27 protein-coding genes and 1 pseudogene are annotated in these 26,441 nt (G+C 52.8%); 1 reads left to right on the forward strand and 27 read right to left on the reverse strand.

Annotated features, from left to right (window positions below; genetic code table 11):
- The 24 genes and pseudogenes from cbiB to pap all read right to left on the reverse strand — a co-directional run.
- Positions 1-943, reverse strand: a 943-nt coding sequence (gene cbiB, locus HMPREF9473_RS15380) for an adenosylcobinamide-phosphate synthase CbiB (RefSeq protein ID WP_006781071.1), incomplete at its 3' end; no start/stop codon positions are given.
- Positions 944-971: 28 nt separating this feature from the next.
- Complete coding sequence (locus HMPREF9473_RS15385; RefSeq protein WP_006781072.1) at positions 972-1,370, reverse strand: bifunctional adenosylcobinamide kinase/adenosylcobinamide-phosphate guanylyltransferase; 399 nt, start codon at positions 1,368-1,370, stop codon at positions 972-974.
- Positions 1,371-1,583: 213 nt separating this feature from the next.
- Positions 1,584-2,342, reverse strand: coding sequence for an adenosylcobinamide-GDP ribazoletransferase (locus HMPREF9473_RS15390; RefSeq protein ID WP_006781074.1), 759 nt, complete (start codon positions 2,340-2,342; stop codon positions 1,584-1,586).
- Positions 2,339-2,869 carry a bifunctional adenosylcobinamide kinase/adenosylcobinamide-phosphate guanylyltransferase gene (locus HMPREF9473_RS15395; protein WP_034858519.1) on the reverse strand — a complete coding sequence of 177 codons (531 nt, stop codon included), beginning with the start codon at positions 2,867-2,869 and terminating at the stop codon, positions 2,339-2,341. The genes HMPREF9473_RS15390 and HMPREF9473_RS15395 overlap by 4 nt, the downstream gene beginning before the upstream one ends.
- A 143-nt stretch (positions 2,870-3,012) precedes the next feature.
- Positions 3,013-4,199, reverse strand: a pseudogene (locus HMPREF9473_RS28760) (nicotinate-nucleotide--dimethylbenzimidazole phosphoribosyltransferase).
- On the reverse strand, positions 4,196-5,815 hold the full coding sequence (locus HMPREF9473_RS15410; protein WP_006781080.1) for a cobyrinate/hydrogenobyrinate a,c-diamide synthase: 1,620 nt from the start codon (positions 5,813-5,815) through the stop codon (positions 4,196-4,198). The pseudogene HMPREF9473_RS28760 and the gene HMPREF9473_RS15410 overlap by 4 nt, the downstream one beginning before the upstream one ends.
- A gap of 47 nt (positions 5,816-5,862) precedes the next feature.
- Positions 5,863-6,447, reverse strand: coding sequence for a precorrin-6Y C5,15-methyltransferase (decarboxylating) subunit CbiT (cbiT, locus tag HMPREF9473_RS15415; protein ID WP_006781081.1), 585 nt, complete (start codon positions 6,445-6,447; stop codon positions 5,863-5,865).
- Positions 6,444-7,055 carry a DUF6434 domain-containing protein gene (locus HMPREF9473_RS15420; protein ID WP_006781082.1) on the reverse strand — a complete coding sequence of 204 codons (612 nt, stop codon included), beginning with the start codon at positions 7,053-7,055 and terminating at the stop codon, positions 6,444-6,446. Before HMPREF9473_RS15420 ends, cbiT begins: the two co-directional genes overlap by 4 nt.
- Positions 7,048-8,496, reverse strand: coding sequence for a precorrin-6A reductase (gene cobK / locus HMPREF9473_RS15425; RefSeq protein WP_006781083.1), 1,449 nt, complete (start codon positions 8,494-8,496; stop codon positions 7,048-7,050). The genes HMPREF9473_RS15420 and cobK overlap by 8 nt, the downstream gene beginning before the upstream one ends.
- A complete protein-coding gene (cobJ, locus tag HMPREF9473_RS15430) occupies positions 8,489-9,229 on the reverse strand; it encodes a precorrin-3B C(17)-methyltransferase (RefSeq protein ID WP_006781084.1) in 741 nt (246 codons plus the stop codon). Before cobJ ends, cobK begins: the two co-directional genes overlap by 8 nt.
- Positions 9,230-9,240: 11 nt before the next feature.
- Positions 9,241-10,464 (reverse strand): cobalt-precorrin 5A hydrolase, encoded by a 1,224-nt coding sequence (locus HMPREF9473_RS15435; protein ID WP_006781085.1) that lies wholly within the window; start codon positions 10,462-10,464, stop codon positions 9,241-9,243.
- Positions 10,461-11,237, reverse strand: coding sequence for a precorrin-4 C(11)-methyltransferase (cobM, locus tag HMPREF9473_RS15440; RefSeq protein WP_006781086.1), 777 nt, complete (start codon positions 11,235-11,237; stop codon positions 10,461-10,463). Before cobM ends, HMPREF9473_RS15435 begins: the two co-directional genes overlap by 4 nt.
- A gap of 115 nt (positions 11,238-11,352) precedes the next feature.
- Positions 11,353-12,048, reverse strand: coding sequence for a precorrin-2 C(20)-methyltransferase (gene cobI / locus HMPREF9473_RS15445; RefSeq protein WP_006781087.1), 696 nt, complete (start codon positions 12,046-12,048; stop codon positions 11,353-11,355).
- 1 nt (position 12,049) lies between these two features.
- Entirely contained in the window at positions 12,050-13,330 is a 1,281-nt protein-coding gene (gene cbiD, locus HMPREF9473_RS15450; protein ID WP_006781088.1) for a cobalt-precorrin-5B (C(1))-methyltransferase CbiD, read from the reverse strand.
- A 99-nt stretch (positions 13,331-13,429) separates the two neighbouring features.
- Positions 13,430-13,648, reverse strand: coding sequence for a small, acid-soluble spore protein, alpha/beta type (locus HMPREF9473_RS15455; protein ID WP_006781089.1), 219 nt, complete (start codon positions 13,646-13,648; stop codon positions 13,430-13,432).
- Between the two features lie 186 nt (positions 13,649-13,834).
- Positions 13,835-14,023, reverse strand: a complete 189-nt coding sequence (locus tag HMPREF9473_RS15460) for a PspC domain-containing protein (RefSeq protein WP_080568867.1) — start codon at positions 14,021-14,023, stop codon at positions 13,835-13,837.
- A gap of 75 nt (positions 14,024-14,098) precedes the next feature.
- Entirely contained in the window at positions 14,099-15,142 is a 1,044-nt protein-coding gene (locus HMPREF9473_RS15465) for a DUF4097 family beta strand repeat-containing protein (protein ID WP_006781091.1), read from the reverse strand.
- Positions 15,139-15,894, reverse strand: coding sequence for an HAAS signaling domain-containing protein (locus HMPREF9473_RS15470; protein WP_006781092.1), 756 nt, complete (start codon positions 15,892-15,894; stop codon positions 15,139-15,141). Before HMPREF9473_RS15470 ends, HMPREF9473_RS15465 begins: the two co-directional genes overlap by 4 nt.
- Positions 15,891-16,211, reverse strand: coding sequence for a PadR family transcriptional regulator (locus HMPREF9473_RS15475; protein ID WP_034859389.1), 321 nt, complete (start codon positions 16,209-16,211; stop codon positions 15,891-15,893). Before HMPREF9473_RS15475 ends, HMPREF9473_RS15470 begins: the two co-directional genes overlap by 4 nt.
- Positions 16,212-16,616: 405 nt before the next feature.
- Complete coding sequence (gene rpsA, locus HMPREF9473_RS15480; RefSeq protein WP_006781094.1) at positions 16,617-17,726, reverse strand: 30S ribosomal protein S1; 1,110 nt, start codon at positions 17,724-17,726, stop codon at positions 16,617-16,619.
- Entirely contained in the window at positions 17,707-18,558 is an 852-nt protein-coding gene (ispH, locus tag HMPREF9473_RS15485; RefSeq protein WP_006781095.1) for a 4-hydroxy-3-methylbut-2-enyl diphosphate reductase, read from the reverse strand. The genes rpsA and ispH overlap by 20 nt, the downstream gene beginning before the upstream one ends.
- On the reverse strand, positions 18,559-19,311 hold the full coding sequence (gene cmk / locus HMPREF9473_RS15490) for a (d)CMP kinase (RefSeq protein WP_006781096.1): 753 nt from the start codon (positions 19,309-19,311) through the stop codon (positions 18,559-18,561). It lies immediately after the preceding gene.
- Positions 19,312-19,382: 71 nt separating this feature from the next.
- Complete coding sequence (locus tag HMPREF9473_RS15495) at positions 19,383-20,621, reverse strand: NAD(P)/FAD-dependent oxidoreductase (protein WP_006781097.1); 1,239 nt, start codon at positions 20,619-20,621, stop codon at positions 19,383-19,385.
- Between the two features lie 92 nt (positions 20,622-20,713).
- Positions 20,714-22,216, reverse strand: a complete 1,503-nt coding sequence (gene pap / locus HMPREF9473_RS15500; protein WP_034859393.1) for a polyphosphate:AMP phosphotransferase — start codon at positions 22,214-22,216, stop codon at positions 20,714-20,716.
- 235 nt (positions 22,217-22,451) lie between these two features.
- Between pap and HMPREF9473_RS15505 the strand changes: the two genes are divergently transcribed.
- Positions 22,452-22,628 carry a hypothetical protein gene (locus HMPREF9473_RS15505; protein ID WP_242830811.1) on the forward strand — a complete coding sequence of 59 codons (177 nt, stop codon included), beginning with the start codon at positions 22,452-22,454 and terminating at the stop codon, positions 22,626-22,628.
- A gap of 61 nt (positions 22,629-22,689) precedes the next feature.
- On the opposite strand, the gene HMPREF9473_RS15510 is transcribed toward HMPREF9473_RS15505, so the two are convergent.
- The 3 genes from HMPREF9473_RS15510 to HMPREF9473_RS15520 all read right to left on the reverse strand — a co-directional run bounded on the left by HMPREF9473_RS15510 (position 22,690) and on the right by HMPREF9473_RS15520 (position 26,323).
- Positions 22,690-24,009: an aspartate kinase gene (locus HMPREF9473_RS15510; RefSeq protein ID WP_006781100.1), complete on the reverse strand. Its 1,320-nt coding sequence runs from the start codon at positions 24,007-24,009 to the stop codon at positions 22,690-22,692.
- Positions 24,010-24,244: 235 nt separating this feature from the next.
- The gene (locus HMPREF9473_RS15515; RefSeq protein WP_006781101.1) at positions 24,245-24,829 is read right to left on the reverse strand and encodes a hypothetical protein; all 585 of its coding nucleotides are present in this window, start codon (positions 24,827-24,829) and stop codon (positions 24,245-24,247) included.
- 135 nt (positions 24,830-24,964) lie between these two features.
- The gene (locus HMPREF9473_RS15520; RefSeq protein WP_006781102.1) at positions 24,965-26,323 is read right to left on the reverse strand and encodes a glycosyl hydrolase family 18 protein; all 1,359 of its coding nucleotides are present in this window, start codon (positions 26,321-26,323) and stop codon (positions 24,965-24,967) included.
- Positions 26,324-26,441 lie beyond the last annotated feature (118 nt).

Here is a 26,441-nt window from a genome sequence, read left to right on the forward strand (position 1 = left end):
GTACTGCAAACACCAGAACTGCCAGCACCGATGTCATGTAGAGCAAACGGTTGGCCCGCTGGATGTCATCTGCCTCGATGGGGCGGATATCGTCTCCGATGGTTGGTTTCTCGTATAAAGTGCCAAAGTACCAGGCATTTCCCGCCAGCTGTACCTGGAAGGCGCCGGCGCACACGGCCTCGGTCTGGGCCGAGTTAGGGCTTTTATGGTTACGCCGGTCACGGCGGTATATTCGAATGGCTCCCTTTCCGTCCATACCGGTGAGAAAACTGGCCGCTATCATCAGCAGCGCCGATAAGCGGGACGGAATCAGGTTCAACAAGTCGTCCAGCCTTGCGGCTGTCCGGCCAAAATGCAGATATTTCTCATTTTTATATCCCACCATGGAATCCATGGTGTTGACAGCCTTATAGAGATAAGCCCAAGGACCGCCTCCAAAGGCCATGTAAAAAAGTGGAGCTATCACGCCGTCGGAGGTATTCTCCACCACGGTTTCCACCGCCGCCTTGATAATTCCCGTTTCCGAAAGGACCTCGGTGTCTCTCCCCACAATCATGGAGACGGCCGTTCTGGCGCCCTCCACATCCTGACGTTTCAATGCTTTCCACACCTTCATACTCTCGTCCCGGAGTCCTCTGGCCGCCAGCATCTGATAACACATGATGCACTCCACCGCCAGCCCCAGGATTGGATGAATCCGGCCTGCTGCCCACAGGATGCCATAAGCGCACACTCCGGTTACCGATAAAACGCCAGCCACCAGGCCAATCCCCCCCAATCGTTCTCCCTGTGGAGTCTTAGGAAGTCTGTCCCGGATAGCAGTTTCCAGATGGCTGATCAGCCATCCCATCGCCCTGACCGGATGAGGAAGCCACCGTGGGTCTCCAAAGCATAAATCCAGAAGAAAGCCGATTATCATAGCTGTTATATGTTGTGTAATCATAGTTTGTCCGTCCTGTCTTCTTGTCTCTTTATTTGATTCTGGCGCCAATGCCGCAGATAACCCGATGCACCTGCTCCGCCTCTCCCGCCAGCCGCTGGCCGGCCCGCCCCACCATTTCCCGGTATTCTCTGTCCACCGGGTCCATGGGAACAATTCCGCCGCCCACCTCATCCATGATGATAATGGCATCCGGATTATTCATTATCATATGATCAATCAAGGCCTGCACCTGTTTCTCATCCGCCAGACGCCGGATGTAATGATGAAACCCCAGAATGACCGGGCACGTCTCCACCAGTTCCGGCGAGTCTGTTTTGCCATCTGCGAATCTCAATGGTGGTGCGTCCTCAGTCATGTTGACATATTCCGGCAGACCTTTCAAATATTCCGTTTTCCCTTGACAGAATCCTCCGATTATAAGTATCATATATTATCTCCTGCTATGGTATCGCTTTCCGCATCTGTTTCCAATCACATCTGCTCCAATTTCACTATCATTTCCTGCATTTATTTCTGTCCATATCTTCCCTGCTTTCATTATCGGTTCCCGCATCCATTTCATATCTAATTTCACATTTGTTTACCTGTTTTGATTCTATTATCGGTTCCTGTCTGTCTTCGTCTTATTTTATTCTTATCCTCATATCCGCAGCGACACCGCCAGCGCCGCTATCAAAACCAGCTCGCAAATCTGCAGAAAATATCCCGCCAAATCTCCGGTGATGCCGCCGAATTCTTTGATGGACATCCGGTAGTAATAAGCATAGACGGCCAGCGCCGCCAGCGCGCACAGGATACCGGCTGCCGTACCTGCAATCCACAGAATGAAACACAGGGATGCCGCCATGAAGAGAAACATGGTTACGGCTACCGTTTTCTTCTGGGCATCCTCTGAAAAAGCGGCCGCCAGACCGCTGTTCTTCGCTTTCGGAAACCATACCACCGACAGACCGCTCATGGCTCTGGTCAGCACGTATATGCCGCCCACAGCTGGCAGAAAAGCGGCAGGCAGTTCCACAAAAATCCCAAGGTACAACAGCACATAGACGATGGCTCCAAGAATCGCAAAGGAACCCACATGAGGGTCCTTCAAGATCTCCAGCTTCTTCTCCCTGTCCCCAAATGACGCCCTGGCATCCACCACATCCAGAAAACCATCCATATGGATTCCACCGTTCACCAGAATGGGAAGTGCCACACCTCCCACATAATAGAGCACCCAGAACTCCCATTTCCAGGCCAGAAGGGCGAAAGCGTAGAGGAGAATCCCCTGGGCCGCTCCCACCAGCGGGAAAAAGCACATGGCGTATTTCATCCGTTCTTTTGTCCACTCCACCTGTGGCACCGGTATTTTGGAATACATGGAAAATGCGATTGCCATACTCCCAAGCAGCTTCATGGTGTCTCTCCCCTCTTCTTCACGGTTACGGGTATCCCAAATACCACTTCCGTCACCTCATCCGCCAGCTTCGCCAGTTCCTGATTAATATGGCCCAGAATCTGCTGGTAGCGGCGGGTTTCCTCGTCGTATTCGGTTCCATCCTGGAACACTTCGTTGGTTACTATGATAAGAGTTTTTGCCTGCTTTTGCAAGTGCCGGATACCTGCCATGATGCGCATTTCCGCCTCAAGAGGACTTGCATCTTCCCGGTAATACTCCCCAGCCAGCAGATTGGACATGCATTCCAGCAGAATCACACTTTCTGGCTCCACCGTGACGTGAAATAAATCCTGGTAACATTCGATGGTCTCAAATCCCTTATCCACCCGCATCTGGCGGTGGCGGGCGATTCTGCGCCTGCACTCCTCATCCCATGGCCGCATGGTCGCTATATAATATCTCCTGGCGGCTCCCTGGTCCAGCACTGTCTGCTCCGCGTAAGCCGACTTCCCACTGCCGCTGCCGCCGGTTATCAGTATCATCATCGTTTGTCCTGCTTTCTCAAATCGTTCCTGCTTTCTTATATCGTTCCTGCTTTCTTATATCGTTCCTGCTTTCTTATATCGTTCCTGCCGCCTGTATTGCTAGGCTATGAGACCCATGTTACTGCTATGAACCCTCATTGCTGCTATAAGGGCTGGTAGTCCTCAATCTGTATCTCTTCGAAGGTACTCATCCGATGATAAATATCGACTGCCATGTCCAGCAGCGGTATACTGGCGACGGCCCCAGTTCCCTCACCAAGACACATGTGGGCCGTAATCGGCGGCTGTAAAGACAGATATTCCAAAATCAGATGACCGGCCGGCTCTGAGGAAACATGGGAGGCCAGCATGTAGTCCACGGCCATGGGGCAGATGGATGCGGCCGCCAGGGCTGCGGTTGAGGAAATGAATCCGTCAATGATGACCGGGATGCCGTAGACTGCACCGCCTAAGAAAACACCCGTCAGGCCGGCAATGTCAAAGCCGCCTACTTTGGACAGAATGTCGATGGCATCCGCCTTATAAAGGTGGTACGCACCGGCTGGCTGGCAATTTAAGCTTCGATTCAACGATTTCCATACGGAATCTTTTTCTCCTACTTTTTCTCCTTCTTTTTTTCCTTCTTCTTTCTCTTCCGCCCATTCCGGCCAGTATCGGCTGATGGACTCTTCAATTACCTGTATCTTTTTTTCAGCCCCTCATCGGAGAGTCCCGCCCCTTTTCCTGTCATAACTGCTGGGGGCTGGCCTGTCAGGGCAGAGGCGACGGCACTGCTGGTTGTGGTATTGCCGATTCCCATCTCTCCGGTGGCTATCAATTGATAGCCGTCGGATTTCAACTGTTTTACCATCTCGATTCCGGTTTCTATGGCTTTTAAGCATTCTTCCACCGTCATGGCCGGTTCCTTTCGGAAATTCCTAGTGCCATGGGCGATTTTTCGTCTTGTCAGTGGATATTTATTACCGCAGTTTTCCAGTTCCCCGGATACTCCGATATCCACGGGAAAGACATCCACTCCGGCCCGCTCTGCCATAATACAGACGCAGGAATCCCCCTTGGTGAAATTCTCTGTCACCACAGCGGTAACCTCCTGTCCCGTCTGGGAAATGCCTTCCTCCACCACACCATTGTCGGCGCACATGATGACCAACGCCTTTTTCTCTATGTTTATCTGACTTGTCCTCTGAATCCCGGCAATCTTAACCACCGCCGATTCCAACAGGCCCAGACTGTTTAACGGCTTAGCAATCTGATTCCATCTTGCCTGTGCCTGAGCGCATGCCACTTGATCCAGCCCTCTCACCTGTGTCAGTAACTCTTCTAATTTCATATGTTTACTCCATTCTGAATGCGAAAGCTTATGCTTTTTTCTGTTGCCTGTCCCGTCCTCTCTCCATAACTTCTGCATCCCTCCAGCCATGTTTTTAAAAAATCCGGATTGGATGGATAATACAAATGCGGGAACCCGGCAATCTGGAACTCTTTGCTGTGAACACAGCTCCAGGTTCGAGTGCTCAACGGTTTCTGCGCAATCCAATCCTCCCCACAATCCGTGCTGTCCCAGTAATGGAACTCGTGGCCTTTGATTTCATTTGACAGGCAGTGTTCTTCTGCCTTTGGCGTCAATGAAATGTAGCCGAAACGGGACAGACGTTTCGTCCGGTAACCATTTCCATCGATAACTCCCACCATCGGATAATTGCTTCCGTCCGGGGACTCCAACTCCCTGTGAAGATAGAGAAATCCACCGCACTCCGCCAGATATGGCATGCCTGCCTCAATTGCTGTTTTTATGCTTTCCCTCATCGAGGTATTGGAAGCCAGCTCTGCCGCATGCAGTTCCGGATAGCCGCCTCCAAGAATCATTCCGTCAATATCTGACGGCAGACTGGTGTCAGATATCGGACTGAACATCACCGTCTCCACTCCCATGGATTCCAGCAGGCGGAGATTTTCCTGGTAATAAAAGCAGAACGCGCTGTCTCTGGCAACTCCGATGCGGAGAAGCGGCTGACTGCTCCGGCATTCTCTCTTACGCTCCTCCGAGCGTTTCACCCGTTTTTTCAGCGTTCCTTCGCTCTCCTTTAATTGTCCTCCGCCTATCTCCTCTATGCCATCATCCGCCATCTCAATATCCGGCGCTGACTGGGCAATACTGCAGATTTTATCTATATTTACAGTGTTTTTCATCTGCTCTGCCAGCATATCCAGCTGACTGCGCAGCATATCCAGTTCCTCAGGCTTCACCAGTCCCAGATGGCGGCTTTCCAGTTTCATCTCCGGACATTCCGGAATATAGCCGACTACCGTCACACCCAGTTTTTCAATTTCCGGCTTTAACCGTTCTGCCATGACCGGTGATATCCGGTTTAACAAAACGCCTTTTATCCGGCCGCCTGAAATCTTTTCTGAGATTTCCCCTGAGATTTCTCCCAGTATTTCTTCCTGCCGCCCTTCTGAGAGCTCTCCCGTGTTCTCCCTTTCCTCCGCCTTCCCAGCCGCCGCGGCCAGGTCCTTCTCATACTGCAAAAATCCCTGAACCACCGCCGCCGCAGAAAGACTGCTCCCTTTGCAGTCCACAATCAAAATGACCGGCGTCTCCGTTATTCTGGCGATATCATAGCTGCTGGCCCAGGTACTGGTGCCGGCTACCCCGTCGAAATATCCCATAACGCCCTCAATAACTGCCATATCCTGCCGCCTGCTCCCCAAAACCAGCTGCCTGCGAATCTCATGTTCCCCAAGGAAAAAACTGTCCAGATTCCCTCCATCTACCCCAAGCACATACTTGTGGAACATGGGGTCGATATAATCCGGCCCGCATTTAAACGCCGCCGGGGAAACTCCACAATTCAACAATGCCTGCAAAAGTCCGCATGTTACGGTTGTCTTTCCGCCCCCGCTGGCCGGTGCGGCCAGCATGATTCTGGGAATGTGATAATTCATAATTCTTCCTTTCCAGCCAGATGCTATCCAAGTCATTTCTTTTCTATTTATCCCAAACTGTGACTTCCTCCAAACGAGACAATATAAACCGGATTCTGTCCCTGCATCAGATGGTAATTCCCCACTGTTCTGGCTTTCGCCACCTGCATGGACACAATCTCCGCCTCTATCTCCCGCTTCCCAAGCAATGTCATCGTCTGCGTCAGCGTTTCCAGCGCAATGATATTGATGACAATCCGGATATCCGGGTTCTTCTCCAGCAATACCTCCAACAGCCCCTCCATATTCCCCGAGGAGCCCCCGATAAACGCATGGGTGGGGCGTGGCAATCCGGATAATGCTTCCGGCGCGGTTCCCGTCACAACGCTGATTCCTTCTATTTTAATGATTCCTTCCGTTCCAAATTTTCTGATATTGGCCTCAATCAGTTCCACTGCCTCCAGTTTCTGCTCCACCGCATACACATGTCCGTCCGCCAGCTGGCTGGCAGCCTCGATGGAGACGGAACCGGTTCCGGCCCCAATATCATAGAAAACGGAATCCGGCTGCAGTTCCAATTTTGAGATGGATACCGCACGGACCTCCGCCTTCGTCATTGGCACCTCTCCACGGATAAACCACTCGTCCCTCATTTTCCCACCTCTGTGGCTTCCGTCAGCGCCGACAAATCCGATTTCTCATAACGGTTATGCCCCTGCTGGCTCTTCTTGTATTTCCAGCACCGTATCGCCTGTTCCAGCGACGTCCCTGGATTGTCCGCAAAGAAATCGCGAATGTAGGTATTATATTCAAACTGGGGTTCAATCGTTGTCTTCGTCCTTTTCTTCTCTTCCAGTATCCGGTCATACGCCTCGATTGCCTGGGCGTAAGTCTTTCCCGTATTGCTTTTCAGCCACTTCTGGAATGCCACATTGAACGAAAATCCTTTTCCTATTCGGGATTGAAAAAATGCACGGTGTTTCTCGGAGCAGACAAAATGTTCCTCAATCAGAGTCTCTTCCGTTATCTCCTGCACATCTACCTTCCCTCTGCTGCTCATTTGCCCCCTGCTGCCCGTTTGCGCCTTGGCAATCTCCCCCGTATCCAGAAAATGGGCGATTCTATCCGTCAATTCCATTTTTCCGCCAGATACAGGCAGGCCATTTTCACGGCAGAAATCCGTCAGTTCTTCCTTCAGATAATAAAAGCTTCGAAATGTCTCCCCAGCAAGCCCTTTCTCCAACCGCGGCCGTTCACTCATCTCTATCTTCCTCCTTCTGTTTTCGCAGCAAAACTGCCACAAGACTGCCAAAGGAGCAATCCTGCAGTTCTTCTGCTGTCCCCGTCACAATCTGCTCCTCCGGGTAGGATAACCGCTCTCCCACAGATATGGTTAGCTGTGGGTAACCATTTTCTACCAGTTTCCGGCAGAGCTTCTTCACCGAATCCTCCCCGCCCAATAGCAGAAATACTTTGTCGTGATGCTTCAGCAATTCCAGCACATCCGGTGTGCGCCCGTGGGCGCTCGTCAGATAGACGTCCTCCCAGGATGTCTGCAGCCTGGCACACAGGAAAGATACCGTGGAAATCCCGGGATACACCCGGATATCCCAGCGCTGTCCGGCCTCCGTCATGTTCAAATCCCTTAAAAATGTTTTTGCCCCGCTGTAAAGTCCGGTATCGCCGGAATACACCACAGAAATCATCCGGTATCCGTCATTGGATTCCAGCCATTTGATAACGTCTCTGCTCAAATAGATGGGTTCTTTTCTGATTCCCGGCGCTATCTCCTCCACGCTCTCAATCATCCGCTCCGCTCCCAGCACCACATCACTCTGCCGCAGAATCCGTACCGCCTCCTGCGTCATTTGGCCGGGACCGCCCATGCCGATTCCGATGATATTTAACTGCATTTTCCGCTCCCGCTGCGCTGCGATGCCCCGAAGGAAGTCTATCCCTTCTTCCACCGAAATCCCCTCCGGCTTTTTCGGCCGCCCAATCACAATGGGCGTCACACCGCATTCCAAAGCCGCCTCTATCTTTTCCATAAAACCGCCGGCGTTTCCCGCCTCTTTTGTCACCAGATAGCGGGATTCGGTATCTTGCAGCATGGCCACATTCACCGCTCTGGAAAATGGTCCCTGCATCCCGATGATATGCCTGCCGTGAAATCCGAGTTTCTCGCAGACAGCAATATTCTCACTGCTGGGAAGAACCCGGACGTAGAGGCGGCTGGCATAGTCCGGCAATGACGTGTAGCGTTCCAGTTCTTTACTGCCAGTGGTGACGAATGCATTTCCGTCTACCGTACTAAGGAATTCTACCGCATCTGCCACTGACTCCATCCACAGGATTTCCGGCTGGGCCTGGCCCACAGGTTTCGCAAATTCTGTCTCCGCTCTTGTTATTCTGATATATGTTACGCCGGTACTCTGGCAGGCGGCGCTGATATTCTCTGTCACAACGGCGGCGTAGGGGTGGGTGGCATCCAGAACTGCTTTTGGCATTTCTTTCCGGATGAACGAAACCATCTCCTCTTTCGTCATGGCTTTATGGCTGACCGTCAGCCAGGGGCTTTCCGGCAGCACCTGCTTTCCGTAATCCGACACGACGCAGACAGCGGCAGGAATTTCCTGTTCCGCACAGAATTCGGCCAGCAGCCGACCCTCTGTCGTTCCTCCAAATATGATCACATCAGACATGTTCGTATCCTCTCGGCGTAATCATTTTCCCGCGCTCCGCTCTGGTGGAGGAATTGCCAATATATACCGTGGTGAACATATCCACCTGCAAGTCTCTCAATTCTTCCAGTGTCATGACGCGGGATGACTCCCCGTCTCTTCCTATATTTCTCACAATCCCGCAGACCGTCTCCGGACGCTGGTATTTCAAGACTATATCGCAGGCCCGTCGCAGATAATCCGCCCGTTTCCTGCTGGACGGATTGTAAATGCAGATCACCATGTCCGCCTGAGCCGCACACTCCAGCCGCCGCTCAATAGTCTCCATAGGGGTCAGCAAATCGCTGAGACTGATGACTGCAAAATCATGGCAGATGGGGGCCCCAAGCACCGCCGCGCCGCCGCAGGCCGCCGTCACTCCCGGCACCATCTCTATCTCCACCTCCGGGTACTCCTTCGCTAATTCCAGAATCAATCCCGCCATGCCGTACACGCCGGAATCCCCGCTGCACACCATGGACACCATCCGCCCCTTATCGGCTTCCTGAAGGGCAATCCGGCAGCGTTCCACCTCTTTCATCATCGGTGTCGCCATCATTTCCTTGTCCGGGAAATGCGGACGTATCAAATCTATGTATACCGTGTAGCCTACAATCAGCTGACTGCTCTCCAGCACCCGGACCGCTTTCATCGTCATCTGCTCATACTCACCCGGTCCAATTCCCACTACGTACAATTTTTTATTCTGATTCATGTTATTCTGCCTCATCTCATCCTGATTTTCATACTTCTCAATGCTACCGCTACCGTTACGCCGTCATGGGCCTGCTTCTTTACCAGAAGCGGGGCGGGAGAAGTATAAACCTTCCTTCCCGCGTTACAAAATGTCCCCGTTGCAGCAATCCCTACGTTCTCCTTTACTCCCGCAACGTTCACTTGCTCTGCAGCTTCCTCCGTACCTGCAATGCCATTTCGCTCTGCGCGTTCCTGCCTCATAGCATCCCACACCGCCGCCCGTTCACAGACACTTCCGGTCCCAGTCGTCTCTCTCACAAAATCAGATTCCAAAAACTCCCCAGGCACCTGTTCCAATTCTTCAGCATCGCAAGTGGCAAATGCCAAATCCCACTTCCCGCAAAACGCCAAAATTCCCGGCTCCTCTTTTTTCAAATCCACACTTGCCACACCGGCCACTGCATAGAAATCCAATTGGTATTCCTCAAACACCTGAATAACCACCTTCTCAACCGTCTCCGCCGCGATTCCCTTCCGGCACCCGATTCCAACACTCAACACCTTGGGAACCAGCCGCAGGACTCTGGTATCCTCCGCCAGAAACATGTTCATAAACGACGTATCTTCCACCCGTCGTTTCCAGGTAATCCACACCGCTCTCCGGCACACCTCCTTCTGGGTAAACCCATCCGGCAGCGCCCCCTCCACGGGAACATCGCTGAAAAATCCCACCGGCACACCATCCAGCACATCCGCCGAAATTTTCTTCGCCACTTCCCTGTCACTGATGAAAAGTCCCTGCTCCCTTGCAAACACATCCACCGCAAACCGTCCATTCACATCCGTCGCCGTCGTAATCACCGGCACAGCCCCCAGAATCTCCGCCGCCAGCCCCGCCAGCTCATTGGCGCCGCCCACATGGCCGGACAGCAGCGATATGGCAAACCTCCCCCGCTCGTCCACGACCACCACGGCCGGGTCCGTCATTTTATCCTTCAAAAACGGGGCAATGGCCCGGACCGCAATCCCCGCCGCCCCCACAAATATAATCCCATCCCGGCTCTCAAACTGCTTCCCCGTCCACGCACTTAAAGACTCCGTAAGCGGCGCCAGCCCCGCCTCCTCATGGCAGGGATTCAAAAACCGCTCCAGCACATACCCGCTGCACGTCTCCCCCAATTCCCGGAAACGCTTCACCAACCGCTCATTCACCCGATTCCCCGCCTGTGTAAAACTGATAATGGACAATTTCATCTCTCTGCTCCTTTATCCCCCGTCCCCTGACGGAATTCCGTGGTAAACACAGGGTCGTAGAGTTTGGAGCGCTCGTAGCCGCTCTGGCTGACGGCATTTCCGACGATGATGAGGGCTGTCTTTTTGATGTGCTCTTCTCTGGCACGGTTTGCCAGCGTGTCCACGGTGCAAACAAGCGTCTTCTCGTCGGGCCAGGTGGCTTTGTAGACGATGGCCGCCGGGGTGTCGGGGGAATAGCCGCCGGCTATCAGTTCTTCTGACAGGGCTTCTAACATTCCGGTGCTCAGGAAAATGACCATGGTGGCGCCGTGGGCCGCGAAGGAGCGGATGGATTCCCGCTCAGGCACTGGGGTGCGGCCGGCCATTCTGGTGATGATGACGCTCTGGGATATCTCCGGCAGGGTATATTCCATCTGGAGAGCCGCGGCAGCGCCGCAGAAGGAGCTGACGCCGGGACATACCTCATAGGGAATGTGAAGCTGCTCCAGAATATCCATCTGCTCCCGGATGGCGCCGTAGAGACAGGGGTCTCCGGTGTGAAGGCGCACGGTGGTGAGACCTGACGCCTCGGCTGACTTTATGACTTCCAGAACTTCCTCCAGCGTCATTGTGGCGCTGTTGTATATCTGACAGTGCCCGCCGGCATAGGATAACAGTTCCGGGTTGACCAGTGAGCCGGCGTATATCACGACATCCGCCTGCTCCAGCATGTTTTTACCTCTTACCGTAATCAAATCCACCGCGCCGGAACCGGCGCCCACAAAATATACCATGATTTCCTCCTGTCACTATGAATAAACCCCAGGTTCGGCTATACACCGCCCTGGTAATCTCGAGTCATCTTTCTCTTCCTAATATCTTTCCTTTCGCAGCACTCTTCGCATAATCCTATAAATCTCTCACAATCAACAGCGAAAAATATCCCGCATCCTCCGGTATCTCCTCCACGGTTCTGTACACCCGCTCCCCAGGCATTCCGCAGTTTTCTACCATCGTAACCTGATAATTTCCCTGCGCCAGCAGTTGCTTTACCTGGCTCAGCTTTCGGCCTGCCTTCATGAGTACTTTGACACCTGGCAGTTTTAACCCCTCCTCGATCTGATAGGAGGCGGGCAGAATATGTAACTCCTCGGAGTTTTTCACCAGAGGAATGTTCAGTCTGGCGGCTGCGGCACAGAAGGATGGAACGCCACTCACCATTTGTATCTCAATGCCGACATCTTCCAGCCTTCCTCCCAGATACACGCTAGTGGCGTAGACGGAAGAATCGCCCAATGTCAGCAATGCCACATCCTTTCCCTGCTCCAGCTGCTCCAGCAATCTGCCAGCCGCGGTCTCGTGGCTGCGGGCCAGCAGGTCTTTGTCTTTTGTCATCGGCATATCCAGGCAGAGAAGTTCTTTCTCCTCCAGCTCCGGCACCGCCTGCACTGCTATTTGGTATGCCACGCACTGCGCCCGGTCCACATGGGGGATTGCAGCCACCTGGCATTCTTTTATCATTCTCACCGCCTTCAAAGTCATCAGCTCCGGCTCGCCCGGGCCGACTCCGATGCAGTATAAAATTCCTTTTCTATGTTCTGTCATTTTAATCTTCTAACTCCTCTGTCCTCATTTGCCCTATCAGGGCTTCTGCGCCACTGCTCTTATACAGAACACCGTGGCTGGTGGAAAATGTCACTACCTCCACATCCACCTTCCCGCCGGCCCACTGTGTCAGGTACGACAAGATTCTGCACCCGGCGGCCTCCATCACCTCATCCCGGCAGCCAGCCGCCTGCAGATAATCCAGCGCTTCCTCTGTCGTGTTGCTGGCAAGAATCTGTGCTTCCAGGCATTTGTTTTCAGACTCTGCGTTACCGGCAGCCGCTCCCAAAGAGTCCTTCAAAGATTTCGTACCGGCTTCCACCGTCTCCATACCAGATACCACAATCTCCATACCGACCGTCACAGTCTTCACACCAGACACCACATCTCTCAAACAATCCGCCAAAATTTCCATCCGCCGGTCCCCATATTTGGAATGGGTATTCTCCACCCCACCGGCCACTTTAATCAATTTCCCAATATGCCCGACAAACAGCACCCGGCCGATTCCTTCCTCTGCTGTCATCCTCATGGCCTCCGCCACAAAATTGCTGCATTTCACCGCCTGATTCAACGGCAATTGCAGTTCCTCTCTCAAAAAACTCTCCCCGTAATTGCCTGGCGTCAGGATGATATTTCGCCCTCCTGCCACCGCCTTCATATGTAGTTCCAGCCGGATGGTATCCAGAAGCGCCTGCTCACTCATCGGCTCCACGATTCCGCTGGTTCCCAGCACGGAAATGCCGCCGGCAATGCCAAGCTTCGGGTTAAATGTGCTGGCGGCCAGCTCCACGCCCTGGGGAATCTTTATCCGTATCAGAAGCATTTTCCTGGATTCCATCTGCTCGCAGACCGCTTCCACCGCCTCAAATATCATGCTCCGGGGGACCGGGTTGATGGCGTGCTTCCCGACGGGGCAGGAAAGTCCCGGTTTGGTCACCAGGCCGATGCCCTCCCCGCCGGTGAGATAGAGATGGGGATACTCCTCCGACTGATACCAGACCGCCTCCGGACCGCCGGATATCCGCTCCACGCTTGCGTAAACCCAGGCTCCATTCGTCACGTCCGGGTCATCACCGGCATCCTTTTGTACCCGGAAGCAGGCAGAATCCCTCTCCCGCGACACGCATTCCACCGCCAGCGAAGCCAGGATTCCCTTTGGTGTCAGAATTTCGGCCTGCGGAAGCATTTCCTCTGTCAGCAGACAAACAGCGGCCGCCTTCGCCGCCGCTGCACCACACGTTCCTGTTGTAAATCCGCTTCTAAGTGGTTGTCTTGCCATGTATCTTCCTCTCCAACGCCCTGCCATCTCCCGGCGTCCATAATCTACCAGGAATTATACCCCATCCCAAGCATGGGCGTCAAGCGGTGAACTCCGGATTTACTCCGCCATCCCTTTCATTGCTTCCTGCTTCATCTCCCGTTTCTTCTTCGTCACCAGGCCGCCGATTCGGCCGCTCTCCTTCGCCGTCAGGCTTCTCCAGCCTCCGGCAATCACTTTATCACTCAGCCCCAGTTCCGTGGCAATCTCGTATTTCAACAACTCTTCCGGTTTTAAATTCTTTGGGTCAAATGGCTCCTCATGTTTCTTTTTCGTCATATCACATAGACTCCTTTCCTGATTTCTCTTAGAGTATGCCCGTTTGGGGCAGGCCTATACAACTGTGACGCAAAACAGCAAAAACGGAATCCCAGCACAAAAAGAAGCCCGGGAAGCAGACGATATGCCTGCCATTCCCGGACTTCCCCATATTTTATCCTTATTTTCAATCCTTATTTCCAATCCCTAACGATATTCTTCCCTCGGAATCACAATCGCCGCAATAATATATGCAAGGATTCCAGGGCCAGAGCAGATGAGTATCGCCCACACCAGTCTCACAATGGTCGAATCAATGTCAAAATACTCTCCCATGCCGCCACAAACACCACATAACATCTTATCTTTGTCCGAACGATATAACTTTTTCTTCAAATCCATAATCACACTCTCCTTTTCCGTCGTCATTTCCTGATTATCAACCCATATCCTGCTTTCATTATACCTCAACTACTCCGTAAAAGAAACGGAAAGTGAGCCGGCCATGCAGGACAAATCCATTTTGGCGGTAGCGCCGTTGTTCTTTATCTCACGGGTCTTCAGCGAGGCATAGCTGTCATTGCCAATCGTAACCGCTCCGGCTGACGCACTCACCTCATAGTTATAGTCCTCTTTCTTCCCCTGAAGCCTTAAATCAAAGGTTCCGGCCCGGCAGTCGCCTTCCACTTCCCTGCTGACGCTTCCCTGATAGAGCAATGAACCGGCATTCACTTCGCCGTCCAGTTCCTCCACCGTTCCATTCTCAATCTGCATGGAACCGGCATTCATGGTTGCATCCAGGGATTTGGCGGATATCTCCTCCGCCATCAGGGCGCCGGCATTTACCTTTAAATCCACATCCTCAAACTGATATCCTCTCGGCACCAGAATCTGAATTCTCCGGCCACGTACCTGCTTATGGAACCCGTTGTTTCGCGGCCATCTGGTCTCTATGCACAGCTTATCGCCATCTTTCACAGTTACCCGGTATTTCGATACCGACTCTCCGTCTCCCACTTTCACGCGGATATCTCCAGAACCGACAAGGTCTCCGTTCTCATCATCCGCATCCACAGCAATAATCTGCACTCCTCCGACATCCAAATCCACATCCAGCTTGCGGACTCCCGTATAATCCGTGGACTCTATCACCTGGATGGGCTCGCTCCAGTAGAAATCCATCTCTTTTTGAAAATCCTCCATGGCGTCCGAGACATCCGCCTCTACCTCCTCAGGAATCTGCTCCAGGTCACGCTGCAGGTCCTCATTCCAGTCATCCCAGTCGTCCTCCCAGTCATTCCAGCTATCTTCCCAGTCATCCCAGCTGTCCTCCCAGTCACTTGACCAGTTATTCCAGTATCTCCAGTTGCTCCAGGGCCCCCAGCTGCTTCTATAAGTAATCACCGGTAAATCCCTCAGGCGTACGCCACTGAAGCCGGCCACGGTTGTGAGTCCAATCCCCAGGGCCATACACACGGCAGCTATAATCAGGCAAACCTTCGTAAATTTCTTCATCTCTCCCGCCCCTTTCTGTGAAACAGTCCGTTTAACACGTTCATGATTCCTCTGAACATCCAAGGCAGCAGTCTGCCGTATATCTGAACCGAAAGCACCAGGCACACCAGGGAAATGGCTATCAGTATCAATCCGATTCCAATGGCCAGCAGTCCGCCAAGAGGACTCGTCATCATATGCACGGCTCCGGCCACTCCGGCTGCGATGCCGGCGATAAACAATGCCACCGTCACAATGGCCGCCGCCGCAAGCAGGGCAATCGCGGTCACAATCACGCCTACAAAAATCCCGAACAGTCCGCCGCCAAGCCCAACCCAGATCGGTGACGTCATGACAACCAGTATGCCTATCAGTATCACCTTCAGCACCGTGTTGGAAGAAGAATTCCGCCTTCTGTCATCTTCTCCGCGGCGGTAATCCCTGTCGTCTCTCCCCCTGCTGCCAGTTCCACCGTTCTCACCGGCCTCCGGCAGATCGTACCGTGGCGCTACCTGATAATTGGGGTCCCGGAAACGCTCATCCTCATAGCCACGCTCCGTGAACTCTCCACCATTTTCCAGGTGTCCTGCAATATCCGAGCGGATGATGGCCGCAATTCTCTCCGGGCTTCCAAACTCCTGAATCGCCGCCTCCGCCTCGTCACCGGCTTCCTCCAGATAATCCCTGTAATAATCAAGCGCATCCGCCTTGTCTTCCTCCGGAATATCTTGCAGCAGATATTCCAACTCTTTCATAAACTCTTCCCTATTCATCTGTCTGCCTCCTCAAATATTCTGGATATCTTCTCTGAGTAGCCGGCCCATTCTCCTTTGTAAAGATTGAGCTGAACTCTGCCCTTCTCCGTAATCTTGTAATATCTCCGGTTCCTGCCGTCAATGGCCAGATCGTAAACCTCCAGACATTCTTCCTTCTGAAGTCTTCGCAGCACCGGATACAACGTCGATTCCGAAACCTCGATGGCCCCTCTCACGTCCTGTGTGATCTTGTAACCGTATGTCCCCTCGATATCCTTCGATACAACCGCCAGGACAATGGCATCCAAGAGAGCGGCTCCTGTGTTAAATACCATATTCTCACTCCTGTTCTTCTCAAACTTGCTTTTCTCATATCTGCTTCTCTGAATCTTACCTTTTGCAAACTTACTCTTTTCCTGTTGAACTTCCCTATCCTGCACTTCCACTTGCCGGCATTCCATCATCTGACATTCCTCATATTGACATTTCGCATGCTCACATTTCGCTCAACCACTTTTCTTTTTACAATATTGTTTTCTCCAACATATTATATGTTATATAATATACTCATACTATACAACATATAATATTGTATGTCAACACAATATTATAAATTTTTTAATATTAAATTTATCACATCCATTATTTCGCATACATCCAATTTTTCTCATGCATCAAAAAAGAGCCGCCGGCATCACGCCGACAGCTCTTTGCTGTTATCGAATTCTACTATTTACCGATTATTCCTCAACCGGAGCATCCGAATAATCCACATCAACCACATCCGCCTCCGGAGCTGCTGCTTCCAGCGCCTTCATGCTCAGGCTGATCTTTCTATCCTGCTCGTTGAAGTCTACAATCTTGGCCTCAATCTCCTGGTTTACTTTCAGCACGTCGGATGGTTTCTCCACATGCTCTCTGGAAATCTGGGATACGTGAAGCAGTGCATCTACGCCTGGCTCCAGCTCAACGAATGCGCCGAAATCAGTCATACGTGCTACTCTGCCCACTACCACGTTGCCCACTGCGTACTTGGTAGCAGCGTCAGCCCATGGATTGGCCTCCGGGAACTTTAAGCTCAGGGCAATCTTCTCGCCGCTGATATCTTTGATTAAAGCCTTGATGGTCTCACCGGACTTAAATACCTTCTTCGGATTCTCCACTCTGCCCCAGGACATCTCGGAGATATGAAGCAGACCGTCCGCTCCACCCAGGTCGATGAATGCACCGAAGTCTGTGACATTCTTAATCACGCCTTCCACAACATCGCCAACATGGATTCTCTCAAATAATTCTTTCTGCATCTCGGCTCTCTTGGCCGCCATCAGCTGCTTGCGGTCGCCAATCACTCTTCTTCTGCGTGGGTTGAATTCCGTAATCACAAACTGAATCTCCTGTCCCGCATACTTGGAGAGGTCTTTCTCATAGGAGTCGGATACCAGACTTGCCGGAATAAAGATTCTGGCCTCGTCAATCACAACACTCAAGCCGCCGTCAAGCACCTGAGCCACCTTGGCTGTCAGCACTTCCTGGTTGTTGAATGCTTCCTCTAATCTCTTGTTGCCTCTGTCGGCAGCCAGTCTCTTGTAGGATAAAGCTACCTGACCCTCGCCGTCATTCACTTTCACTACTTTGGCTTCCATCTCGTCGCCAACCTGTACAAGAGTTCTCAAATCCACGCCGTTCTCGTTGGTGTACTCACTGCGTGGGATAATTCCGTCTGATTTGTAACCTATATTCAAGACGATTTCATCTTCTTTCACATCGATGACCTTACCAGTGACAATCTCTCCTGTACGTATTGTTTTTAATGATTCCTCTAACATTTGTTCAAAACTTAACTCTGACATTAGTATGAACCTCCTCAATAATATAATTGGGGGTTGATGCCCCTGCTGTAATACCTACGCTGCGCACAGAATTTACACTTTCAGGATTTAAATCGCCCAGTGTCTGGATGTAGTACGTGTTCTTACATTCCTTATGGCATATCTCGTAGAGCTTCTGGGTGTTGGAACTGTTCTTGCCGCCAATCACAATCATGGCGTCCACCTGTGAAGCAATACGCCCAGCTTCCACTTGTCTTTCCTGTGTTGCATTGCAAATCGTATTTAAAACAAGTATATCATAACCCTTTTTAGAAAATTTTTCAACTAAATCTTGAAATTTATTGTAATTAAATGTCGTTTGTGACACGATGCACAGCTTATCGTCCTTCGAAACAGGCAGTTCATTCAGCTGTTCCTCCGTTTTCACCACCAAAGTCCTGTCATCTCCCCAGCCTTTAATTCCCTGCACTTCCGGGTGATTCTCGTCCCCGATGATGATGACACGGCGGCCCTCCCGGTTCTGTTTTTCCACGATTCTGTGTATCTTTTTTACGAAAGGACAGGTGGCATCCACCACATGAATCCCCCTGCTCTCCAGCAGCTCGTAAATATGTTTCCCAACGCCGTGGGAGCGGATGACAACCGTGCCCTCCTGAAGGTTTGACAATTCCTCTTCCGTATGGAGTACCGACACCCCTTTTTCTTCCAAATCCCTGACCACTTCCTCGTTGTGGATGATGGGACCGAAGGTGTAGATGGGCTTCACTCCCGCGTCAATCTGCTCATAGACCTGCTCCACCGCCCGCTTGACGCCAAAGCAGAAACCGGCGGTCTTTGCTACTATCACTTCCATTCATTCACCACACTTTTCCGCCGACCGCAGGGAGGGGGACTTACCACTCTTTTCCGCCGACTCATGGGACGGGGAACTTCCAAGACCACGCTCCGCGGCCACAGAAATGATGGCGTCCACCACCTCGTCAATGTCCATGTCCGACGTATCCACCAGAACCGCGTCCTCCGCTTGTTTGAGGGGCGCAATCTCCCGGTGCATATCACGATAGTCCCTTTCTATTATATCTTGCTCAATTTCTTCCAAATTACACATCTGGCCTTTTTCCTGCAATTCTTTGTACCGCCTCATGGCTCTGACCCGGCTGCTGGCCGTCAGATAAATCTTCGTGTCCGCCTGTGGAAGCACGCAGGTGCCGATATCCCGGCCATCCATAATAACGTTGGAGCTTCTGGCCAGACTCCGCTGCAGCTCCAGCAGCTTTTCCCGGACCGCCCCGTAAGCGGATGACGCCGACGCCATATTCCCCACCTCCTCGGTGCGGATTAAGCCGGAGACATTTTCCCCGTTTAGGATAACCTGCTGCGCTCCGTCCTCATAGCGGATGGAAATGTCGATATCCCGCAGCGCGTCTCCGATAGCCGCCTCGTCCTCCTTGGCGATGCCATGGCGGATGAAATATAATGCCATGGCCCGGTACATGGCCCCGGTATCCACATAGATAAAGCCCAGCTTTGCAGCCGCTTTTTTGGCAATCGTGCTCTTTCCGGCCCCTGCGGGGCCATCAATGGCAATGTTATAACTGGTTGACATACAAAATCCTCTTTCCCTTTTTATTTCTGCCACGCCCGGCCCCTTGATGGCGGCCTGCTGGCATTATGCGCTTACACATATTCAATATGCGCCCCCGCCGCATACCCTGTGGACCACGCAATCTGTAAATTAAACCCGCCGGTCACGGCGTCCAAATCCAGCACCTCCCCGGCAAAATAAAGTCCTGCCACCCGCTTCGACTCCATGGTGGAGGGATTGACCTCCTTCACCGACACGCCGCCCTGGGTGATGATGGCCTCCTTGTAATCCCGAAGCCCGGTAATGGTCAGCCGGAAATTCTTCGTGGCCTCCACAATCCTCTGCCGCTCTTCCCTGGTAATCTCATTGACCTTTTTCTCCGGGGAAATGCCGCTGCGCTCCACCATCACCGGCAGCAGCTTGGCCGGATAGACATGGACCAGCGCATTCTTGAACTGCTTGTTGGACACCTCCTCGAACTCCCGCAGCAATCTGGCGTCCAGCTGCTCTCTCGTCAGCGCCGGCTTCAAATCGATGGACAATGTCAGCGTCCTCTCTCGAAGCGCCTTCGCCACATAACTGCTGGCGCTGAGTAACACAGGCCCGCTGACTCCGAAATGGGTGAACAGCATCTCACCGAATTCCCGGTAAAGCTCCTTCTCCCCGTCCAGAATCACCGCCTCGATATTCTTGAGCGCCAGCCCCTGAAGACTCTTCACCACCGGCTCCTTTACCTCAAAGGGAACCAGGGCCGGGGATAACTCCGTCACCTGGTGGCCCGCCTTTTTCGCAAACCGGTAGCCGTCCCCGGTGGAGCCGGTAGCCTGGTAGGACAGTCCGCCGGTCGCCACAATCACCGCGTCCCCGCGCACCTTCTCCCGGTTCTTCTCCAGCATAAGGCCCACGCACCGGCCGCCTTCCAGCAGTAAATCCTGCACCGGCTGGCGGTAATGCACCGTCACGCCCAGCTCCTCCAGCCTTTTGGTCAACGCTTTTATCACATCCGAGGACTTGTCCGACACCGGAAATACCCGCATTCCCCGCTCGGTCTTAAGCGGGCATCCGCATTCCTCCAGCAAGTCCATCACGTCCCGGTTGTTAAACCCGTACAGACTGCTGTACAGGAATTTGGGGTTGGTGACGATATTCTGAAACAGGGTGTCCATATCGCAGGCGTTGGTCACATTGCACCGCCCTTTTCCCGTGATATAGACCTTCTTACCCAGTTTCTCATTTTTCTCATAAATGTGGACCTCATGACCCACACTGGCGGCCGACGCAGCCGCCATCATGCCTGCCGCGCCGCCGCCAATAATCAGTACTTTACTCATATATGATCGAAAAAGCCCCTTTTTCCAAAGATTCTGTTACTAAGATACACGAAAATCCTTCAAAACACAAGGAAATCCATCTTACATTCCCATTAATTTTTTCGTGTGGCCTCCTTGATTTTCGCCTCCAGGGCGTCCACAACGGTCTCTAAAATCTTCACTCTGGCGTAGTATTTGCTGTTGCCTTCCACCACAATCCAGGGTGCGTAGGTGGTGGAGGTGCGCACCAGCATCTCGTTGACCGCCTCCTCGTACTCGTCCCATTTCTCCCGGTTGCGCCAGTCCTCGTCCGTGATTTTCCACTGCTTGGCCGGATTCTCCATCCGCTCCTTAAACCGCCGCTCCTGTTCGTCCTTGTCGATGTGCAGCCAGAATTTCAAAATCACCGTCCCGAAGTTGGCCATGTGGGATTCCATCTCATTGATCTCCTGGTAGGCCCGCTTCCACTCCGCCTCGGTGCAGAAGCCCTCAATCCGCTCCACCATCACCCGCCCGTACCAGGTGCGGTCGAAAATGGCGATGTGGCCGGCCTTGGGCACATTGTTCCAGAACCGCCACAGGTAATGATGGACCTTCTCCACATCGTTGGGGGAAGCGGTGGGATTCACCCGGTAGCCTCTGGGGTCCAGATGGCTGGTGAGACGTCTGATCGCCCCTCCCTTTCCACCGGCGTCCCAGCCCTCAAAGCACAGAACCACCGGAATCCGCAGACGGAACAGTTCCCCGTGAAGGTGCTCCAGCTTCTTCTGAAGTTCGTCAATCCGCTTCTTGTAAGTATCCTTATCCATGTCCTTGGTCAAATCCACGCCGGACAGCACTCCGTTGGAGAACCGGTCTGATGGGATGGGAGTCTCCGCCTCCTGCGGCGCGGCCTCCTTCATGCGCTTCTTCTCCAGCTCATAGGCCAGTCTCGATGACACGGCCGACAGAATCTTCATGGCTGCGTAATCCTTGTCCATGGCCTCGATGATGGTCCATGGCGCGTACTCCGTGTCGGTGTTCTCCAGCATTTCCTCGTTAATCTTTAAATACCGCTCGTACTCCTTGTTCCGTTTCCAGTCCCGCTTCGTCACCCGCCAGGCGGTCTCCCTGGAATCCTCCAGCTTCTTGAACCGCTTCTTCTGTTCCTCCTTGGAAATGTGTAAGAACAGCTTGATAATCACGGTCCCGTCGTCGCTCAGCTGTTTTTCAAAGGACAGGATATCCTGGAAGGCGTCTGTGAGCTCCGTATCCGCCGTCTCGCCGTCGAAACGGTCCACCTGTACCCGTCGGTACCAGCTGCGGTCAAAAATGGCAATACGGCCCTTCTCCGGCGTTTTCGTCCAGTATCTCCACAGGAAGGGACGCATCCGCTCCTCCTCGTTGGACTCGTTACTGGCGTACACGTAGAACCCTCTGGGGTCCAGCGACTGAATCAGACGGTTAATCTGAATGCCCTTTCCGGCAGCGCCCATGCCCTCAAACACGATAATGACGGGAATTCCCGCCGCCTTGCAGTCCCTCTGGAGCTGGCCCAGCCGCTCGCCTTCCTCCTCCATCACCCGCTTGTAAGTCTCCTTGTCCACACTTTTTGACAAATCAATTTTTTCCAGCATAATCTCAATAACCTCCTTTTTCTTAGAATCCCCCTGTTTCCACATTTTTAGCCATCTCTTCCAGGTTCCACGTCTATTCCAAGTCTTATAATTGAATTATAATCCATTTCCAGCCATTCCGATACTGTTTTCTGCTTTTCAATCACATTTCTCTGTGGTATGATGGAGTCAGGAACAAATTGTATGCAACATACAGAGAGGTGATACTATGTGCGCAAAAATAAAAGAATTTTTCATGAGAGACTGGAGTCCGGCTGAGAAAGTGATGATTATCCTGTGCTGCATTTCCATCGGCGTTATCAAGGGATTTCTGCTGGCTCCCATCAAGGGCGGCATTCACTGTGGCAACGACAACGGCGACCGGTATTTCCTGGACAGTGAAGACTATGCCTTCGACAATGATGACAAATAATGATGATCAAGTGAAAATGCTCCCGGTACCACTGCGTACCTGGAGCATTTTTTATATCTTCCTATAATTCTGCCGTGATAAAAATATCGTAAATCGCCTTGATGGCCTGCTCAAAATCGGAGTTCTTCACGCCGATGATGATGTTCAGCTCGCTGGAGCCCTGGTCAATCATTTTCACATTGATGCGGGCATGAGCAAGGGCGGAGAAAATGCGTCCCGCTGTTCCTCTCGTGGCCTTCATACCGCGTCCCACCACGGCAATCAACGCCAAATCGGATTCCAGTTCCACAAAGTCCGGCTCCACCAGACGATGGATGCCGGCAATCACGGACTGCTCATACTCCTCAAACTCCGACTGATGGACGAAGACCGTCATCGTGTCAATCCCGGATGGAATATGCTCGAAGGAAATGCCGTACTTTTCAAAGACCTCCAGCACCTTCCGGCCAAATCCCACCTCGGCGTTCATCATAGCCTTCTCAATGTTGATGGAGCAGAACCCCTTCTTGCCGGCGATTCCGGTAATCGTGTACCGCGGCTTGCGGCAGGTACTCTCCACAATCAGGGTTCCCTTGTCTTCCGGCTTGTTGGTGTTGCGGATGTTGATGGGAATGCCTTCCTTTCGCACCGGGAAAATGGCGTCCTCATGGAGCACGCTGGCGCCCATGTAGGCCAGCTCCCGAAGCTCCCTGTATGTAATGGTCTCAATCACTTCCGGGTTCTTGATAATCCTTGGGTCCGCTACCAGAAATCCTGACACGTCGGTCCAGTTCTCGTACATATCCGCATGGATGGCCTTGGCCACCAGGGAGCCGGTCACATCGGAGCCGCCTCTGGAAAATGTCTTCACCGTGCCATCCGCCGTGGCCCCGTAAAATCCGGGAATCACCGCGCGCTCCACCGATTCCAGTCTCTCGCCCAGCTCCCGGTTGGTGGTCTCCGCATCAAAGCTGCCATCCTCATGAAAGAACACCACATCCGCCGCATCCACAAACTCGAAGCCTAAGTATTCCGCCATCACCAGGCCGTTTAAATATTCCCCACGGGAGGCCGCGTAGTCTCTTCCGGCTTTGTTGACAAAGTTCTCTTCTATCGTTTCAAACTCATGAGTCAGGTTCAAATTCAGTTCCAGTCCGTCGATAATCTCCTCGTAACGGCTCTTAATCTTCTCCAGAATCTTCTTGTAAGCGCCGCCTGTGGAAGCCGCTTCATAGCACTGATAGAGCATGTCCGTTACTTTCTCATCCTTGTCGTTGCGCTTGCCAGGAGCGGATGGGATGACATATCGTCTGCTTTTGTCGGAGCGGATGATATCCCCAACCTTCTTAAACTGTTTTGCGCTGGCAAGTGAACTGCCGCCGAATTTCACAACTTTTTTCATGGTCTCTCTCCTCATATCTCTTTCCCTATTTTAAACAGCAGACCGTTCTGTTGAAAATGCACCCGGCAGGCCGTTTACCGAAGATAATACCTCACTTTTTTTGTTCTGTGTCAAGCAGTTTTTACGTCCCATGGAGTACATTTGTCCGCGTAGTAAATACAGATGTGTTATCCATGTGTTTGTCAGGTTTCCGTATCACTCTCACATGGCTCCTGCGTTTGCTGCTGCATTTCCTTTACAGGTTGTCCATCTCGTCCTGAATCCGCTCTTCACAGGAGCGCATGGCGAGGATGGTCTTCTCCATCAGCTCCTCCAGGGTCCAGCCCAGCTTCTCCGCCCCGTCCACAATCACATCGCGGGAGCATCCGGCTGCAAAGCGTTTGTCCTTGAATTTCTTCTTCAGGCTGGACACCTCCATGTCCATCACGCTCTTGGACGGGCGCATTCTGGCCGCCGCGCCAATGAGACCGGTCAGTTCGTCGGAGGCGAACAGCACCTTCTCCATCTCATGCACCGGCTCCACGTCGGAGCAGATGCCGTAGCCGTGGCAGCAGACAGCGTGAATCAGCTCGTCGCTGGCTCCCGCCGGTTTCAAAAGCTCCGGCGCCTTGGCACAGTGCTCCTCCGGATACAGCTCGAAATCAATATCATGAAGCAGACCGGCGATTCCCCAGAAGTCCTCGTCATCACCATAGCCAAGTTCCTTCGCATACCACCGCATGGTGCCCTCGACGGTCAATGCGTGAAGGATGTGAAACGGCTCCTTGTTATACTCTCTTAACAGGTCAAGGGCCTGCTCTCTGGTTACATTAGCGTTCATTGTATCTTACCTCCCTGAGTTTAATATAGTGAGTCCGCCTGCCGGATACATGTCCCGGCAAGTATAAATCCCCGGCCGCTCCTCATTGCCGGGCCGGGGGTCTTATCCATTATTATAGCAGTCAGGTGAAAAAACTCAACTGTCATTTCGCCTTTTTTCCACCTCAAACGTATCCGCCAGCAGCAGCCAGTTAGCCCGGAACAGCTGCATGATCTGCCAGTAGCCGGCGCCGCGAAGGTTGAATTCTTTGATAATGTTAAAGGCCGCCTGATAGCTTCTGACGTCCTCAAACCAGACCTCGTGCTGGACACCGAACTGCCAGTAGCGGAAATAGGGGGACTGGGCGGTCTCGTCGAACTGGATTTCCGCTCCGTGTAGGATGGCCAGCTGGACGGCCTCCACGTTGCCGATGGTTCTGGCTCTTGTGATGCCGCTCTGGAAGGGGAGGGGCCAGTCGTAGGCGTAGTTGGGGATTCCCAAGCTGATTTTTTCTCTTGGGATTCTGGTGACGGCATACTCAACCACCTGGCGCACCAAATTGGCGGGGGCGATGGCCATGGGCGGGCCGTAGGCGTACCCCCATTCGTAGGTCATCAAAAGCACGGAGTTGGCTGCCGCGCCCAGCAGGGCATAGTCCATGCCCTCGTAGAGCACGCCCTCCTGCTCATCGGAGGTTTTGGGGGCCAGGGCCACGGAGACCTGAATACCGAATAAGTTCATCATCTGGGTAATGTTTCCGACGAAGCGGGCGTAGCCCAGCCGGTCCTGGGCCATGATGTACTCAAAGTCAAGATTCAGCGCGCCGTAACCTTTCTCCAGCATTGTCATCAAAAGCTGGCGGGTCAGGTTCTGCTGGGCGGATAAATCGGTGACCAGAATGTGAATCAGGTTGTTATTGAAATGTCCGTCCTCCCCCAGCGGGGTTAAGGTGAGGGTTGCCACGGCGCCTGCATTTCTGGCGGCTTCTATCATCCAGCCTTCTTCCAGCGGCGGCGGAACCAGATTTCCCTCCGGGGTGAAGCCGTAGGAGAAGATGGAGAGTTCCGACAGGTAGGGCAGCGTCTGCTCCAGGACCCATCGGGAGATGAATGGGTAGGCGTAGCCGTTGACATGAATTGTGGGGCGGGTGTCTGGCTGAAGGGTGCCCCTGTTGGGTTCCGCAGGGGCTTCGCCCTCTTCTGTGGCGGCCTCACCAATCCCTTCGTGTGCACCGGCCTCCTTTGTAGAATCCACACTGATTCCCTCGGGTGCAACAACACCTTCTGTGACGCCCTCTCCAATTCCTGTTGATGGTCCCCCCGCATCCTCCACAGCCGCCTCGCCAATCCCCTCCGGCGTACCGGCTCCCTCCGAAGATAACAATAAAGCCTGCCCAACGGCAAGCCTGTACGGAGGTATTAACTGATTGTTATAAATAATGGTGTCCACCAGGACATTCTGCCGCTCTGCAATGGTATCCACGGTGTCCCCTGTCTGTACAACATAAATCTGCATAGGAAAATCCTGCTCTTTTTTCTCTAATATATGAGCATCTGGCGGCCGGACATTCCTGTTCCTAAAAATATCCGGCGGATTTTTTATCTATCCGCCGGATATCGCCTGTCTTTATGCC

Source organism: Hungatella hathewayi WAL-18680, from assembly GCF_000235505.1.
Taxonomy (GTDB): Bacteria; Bacillota; Clostridia; order Lachnospirales; family Lachnospiraceae; genus Hungatella_A; species Hungatella_A hathewayi_A.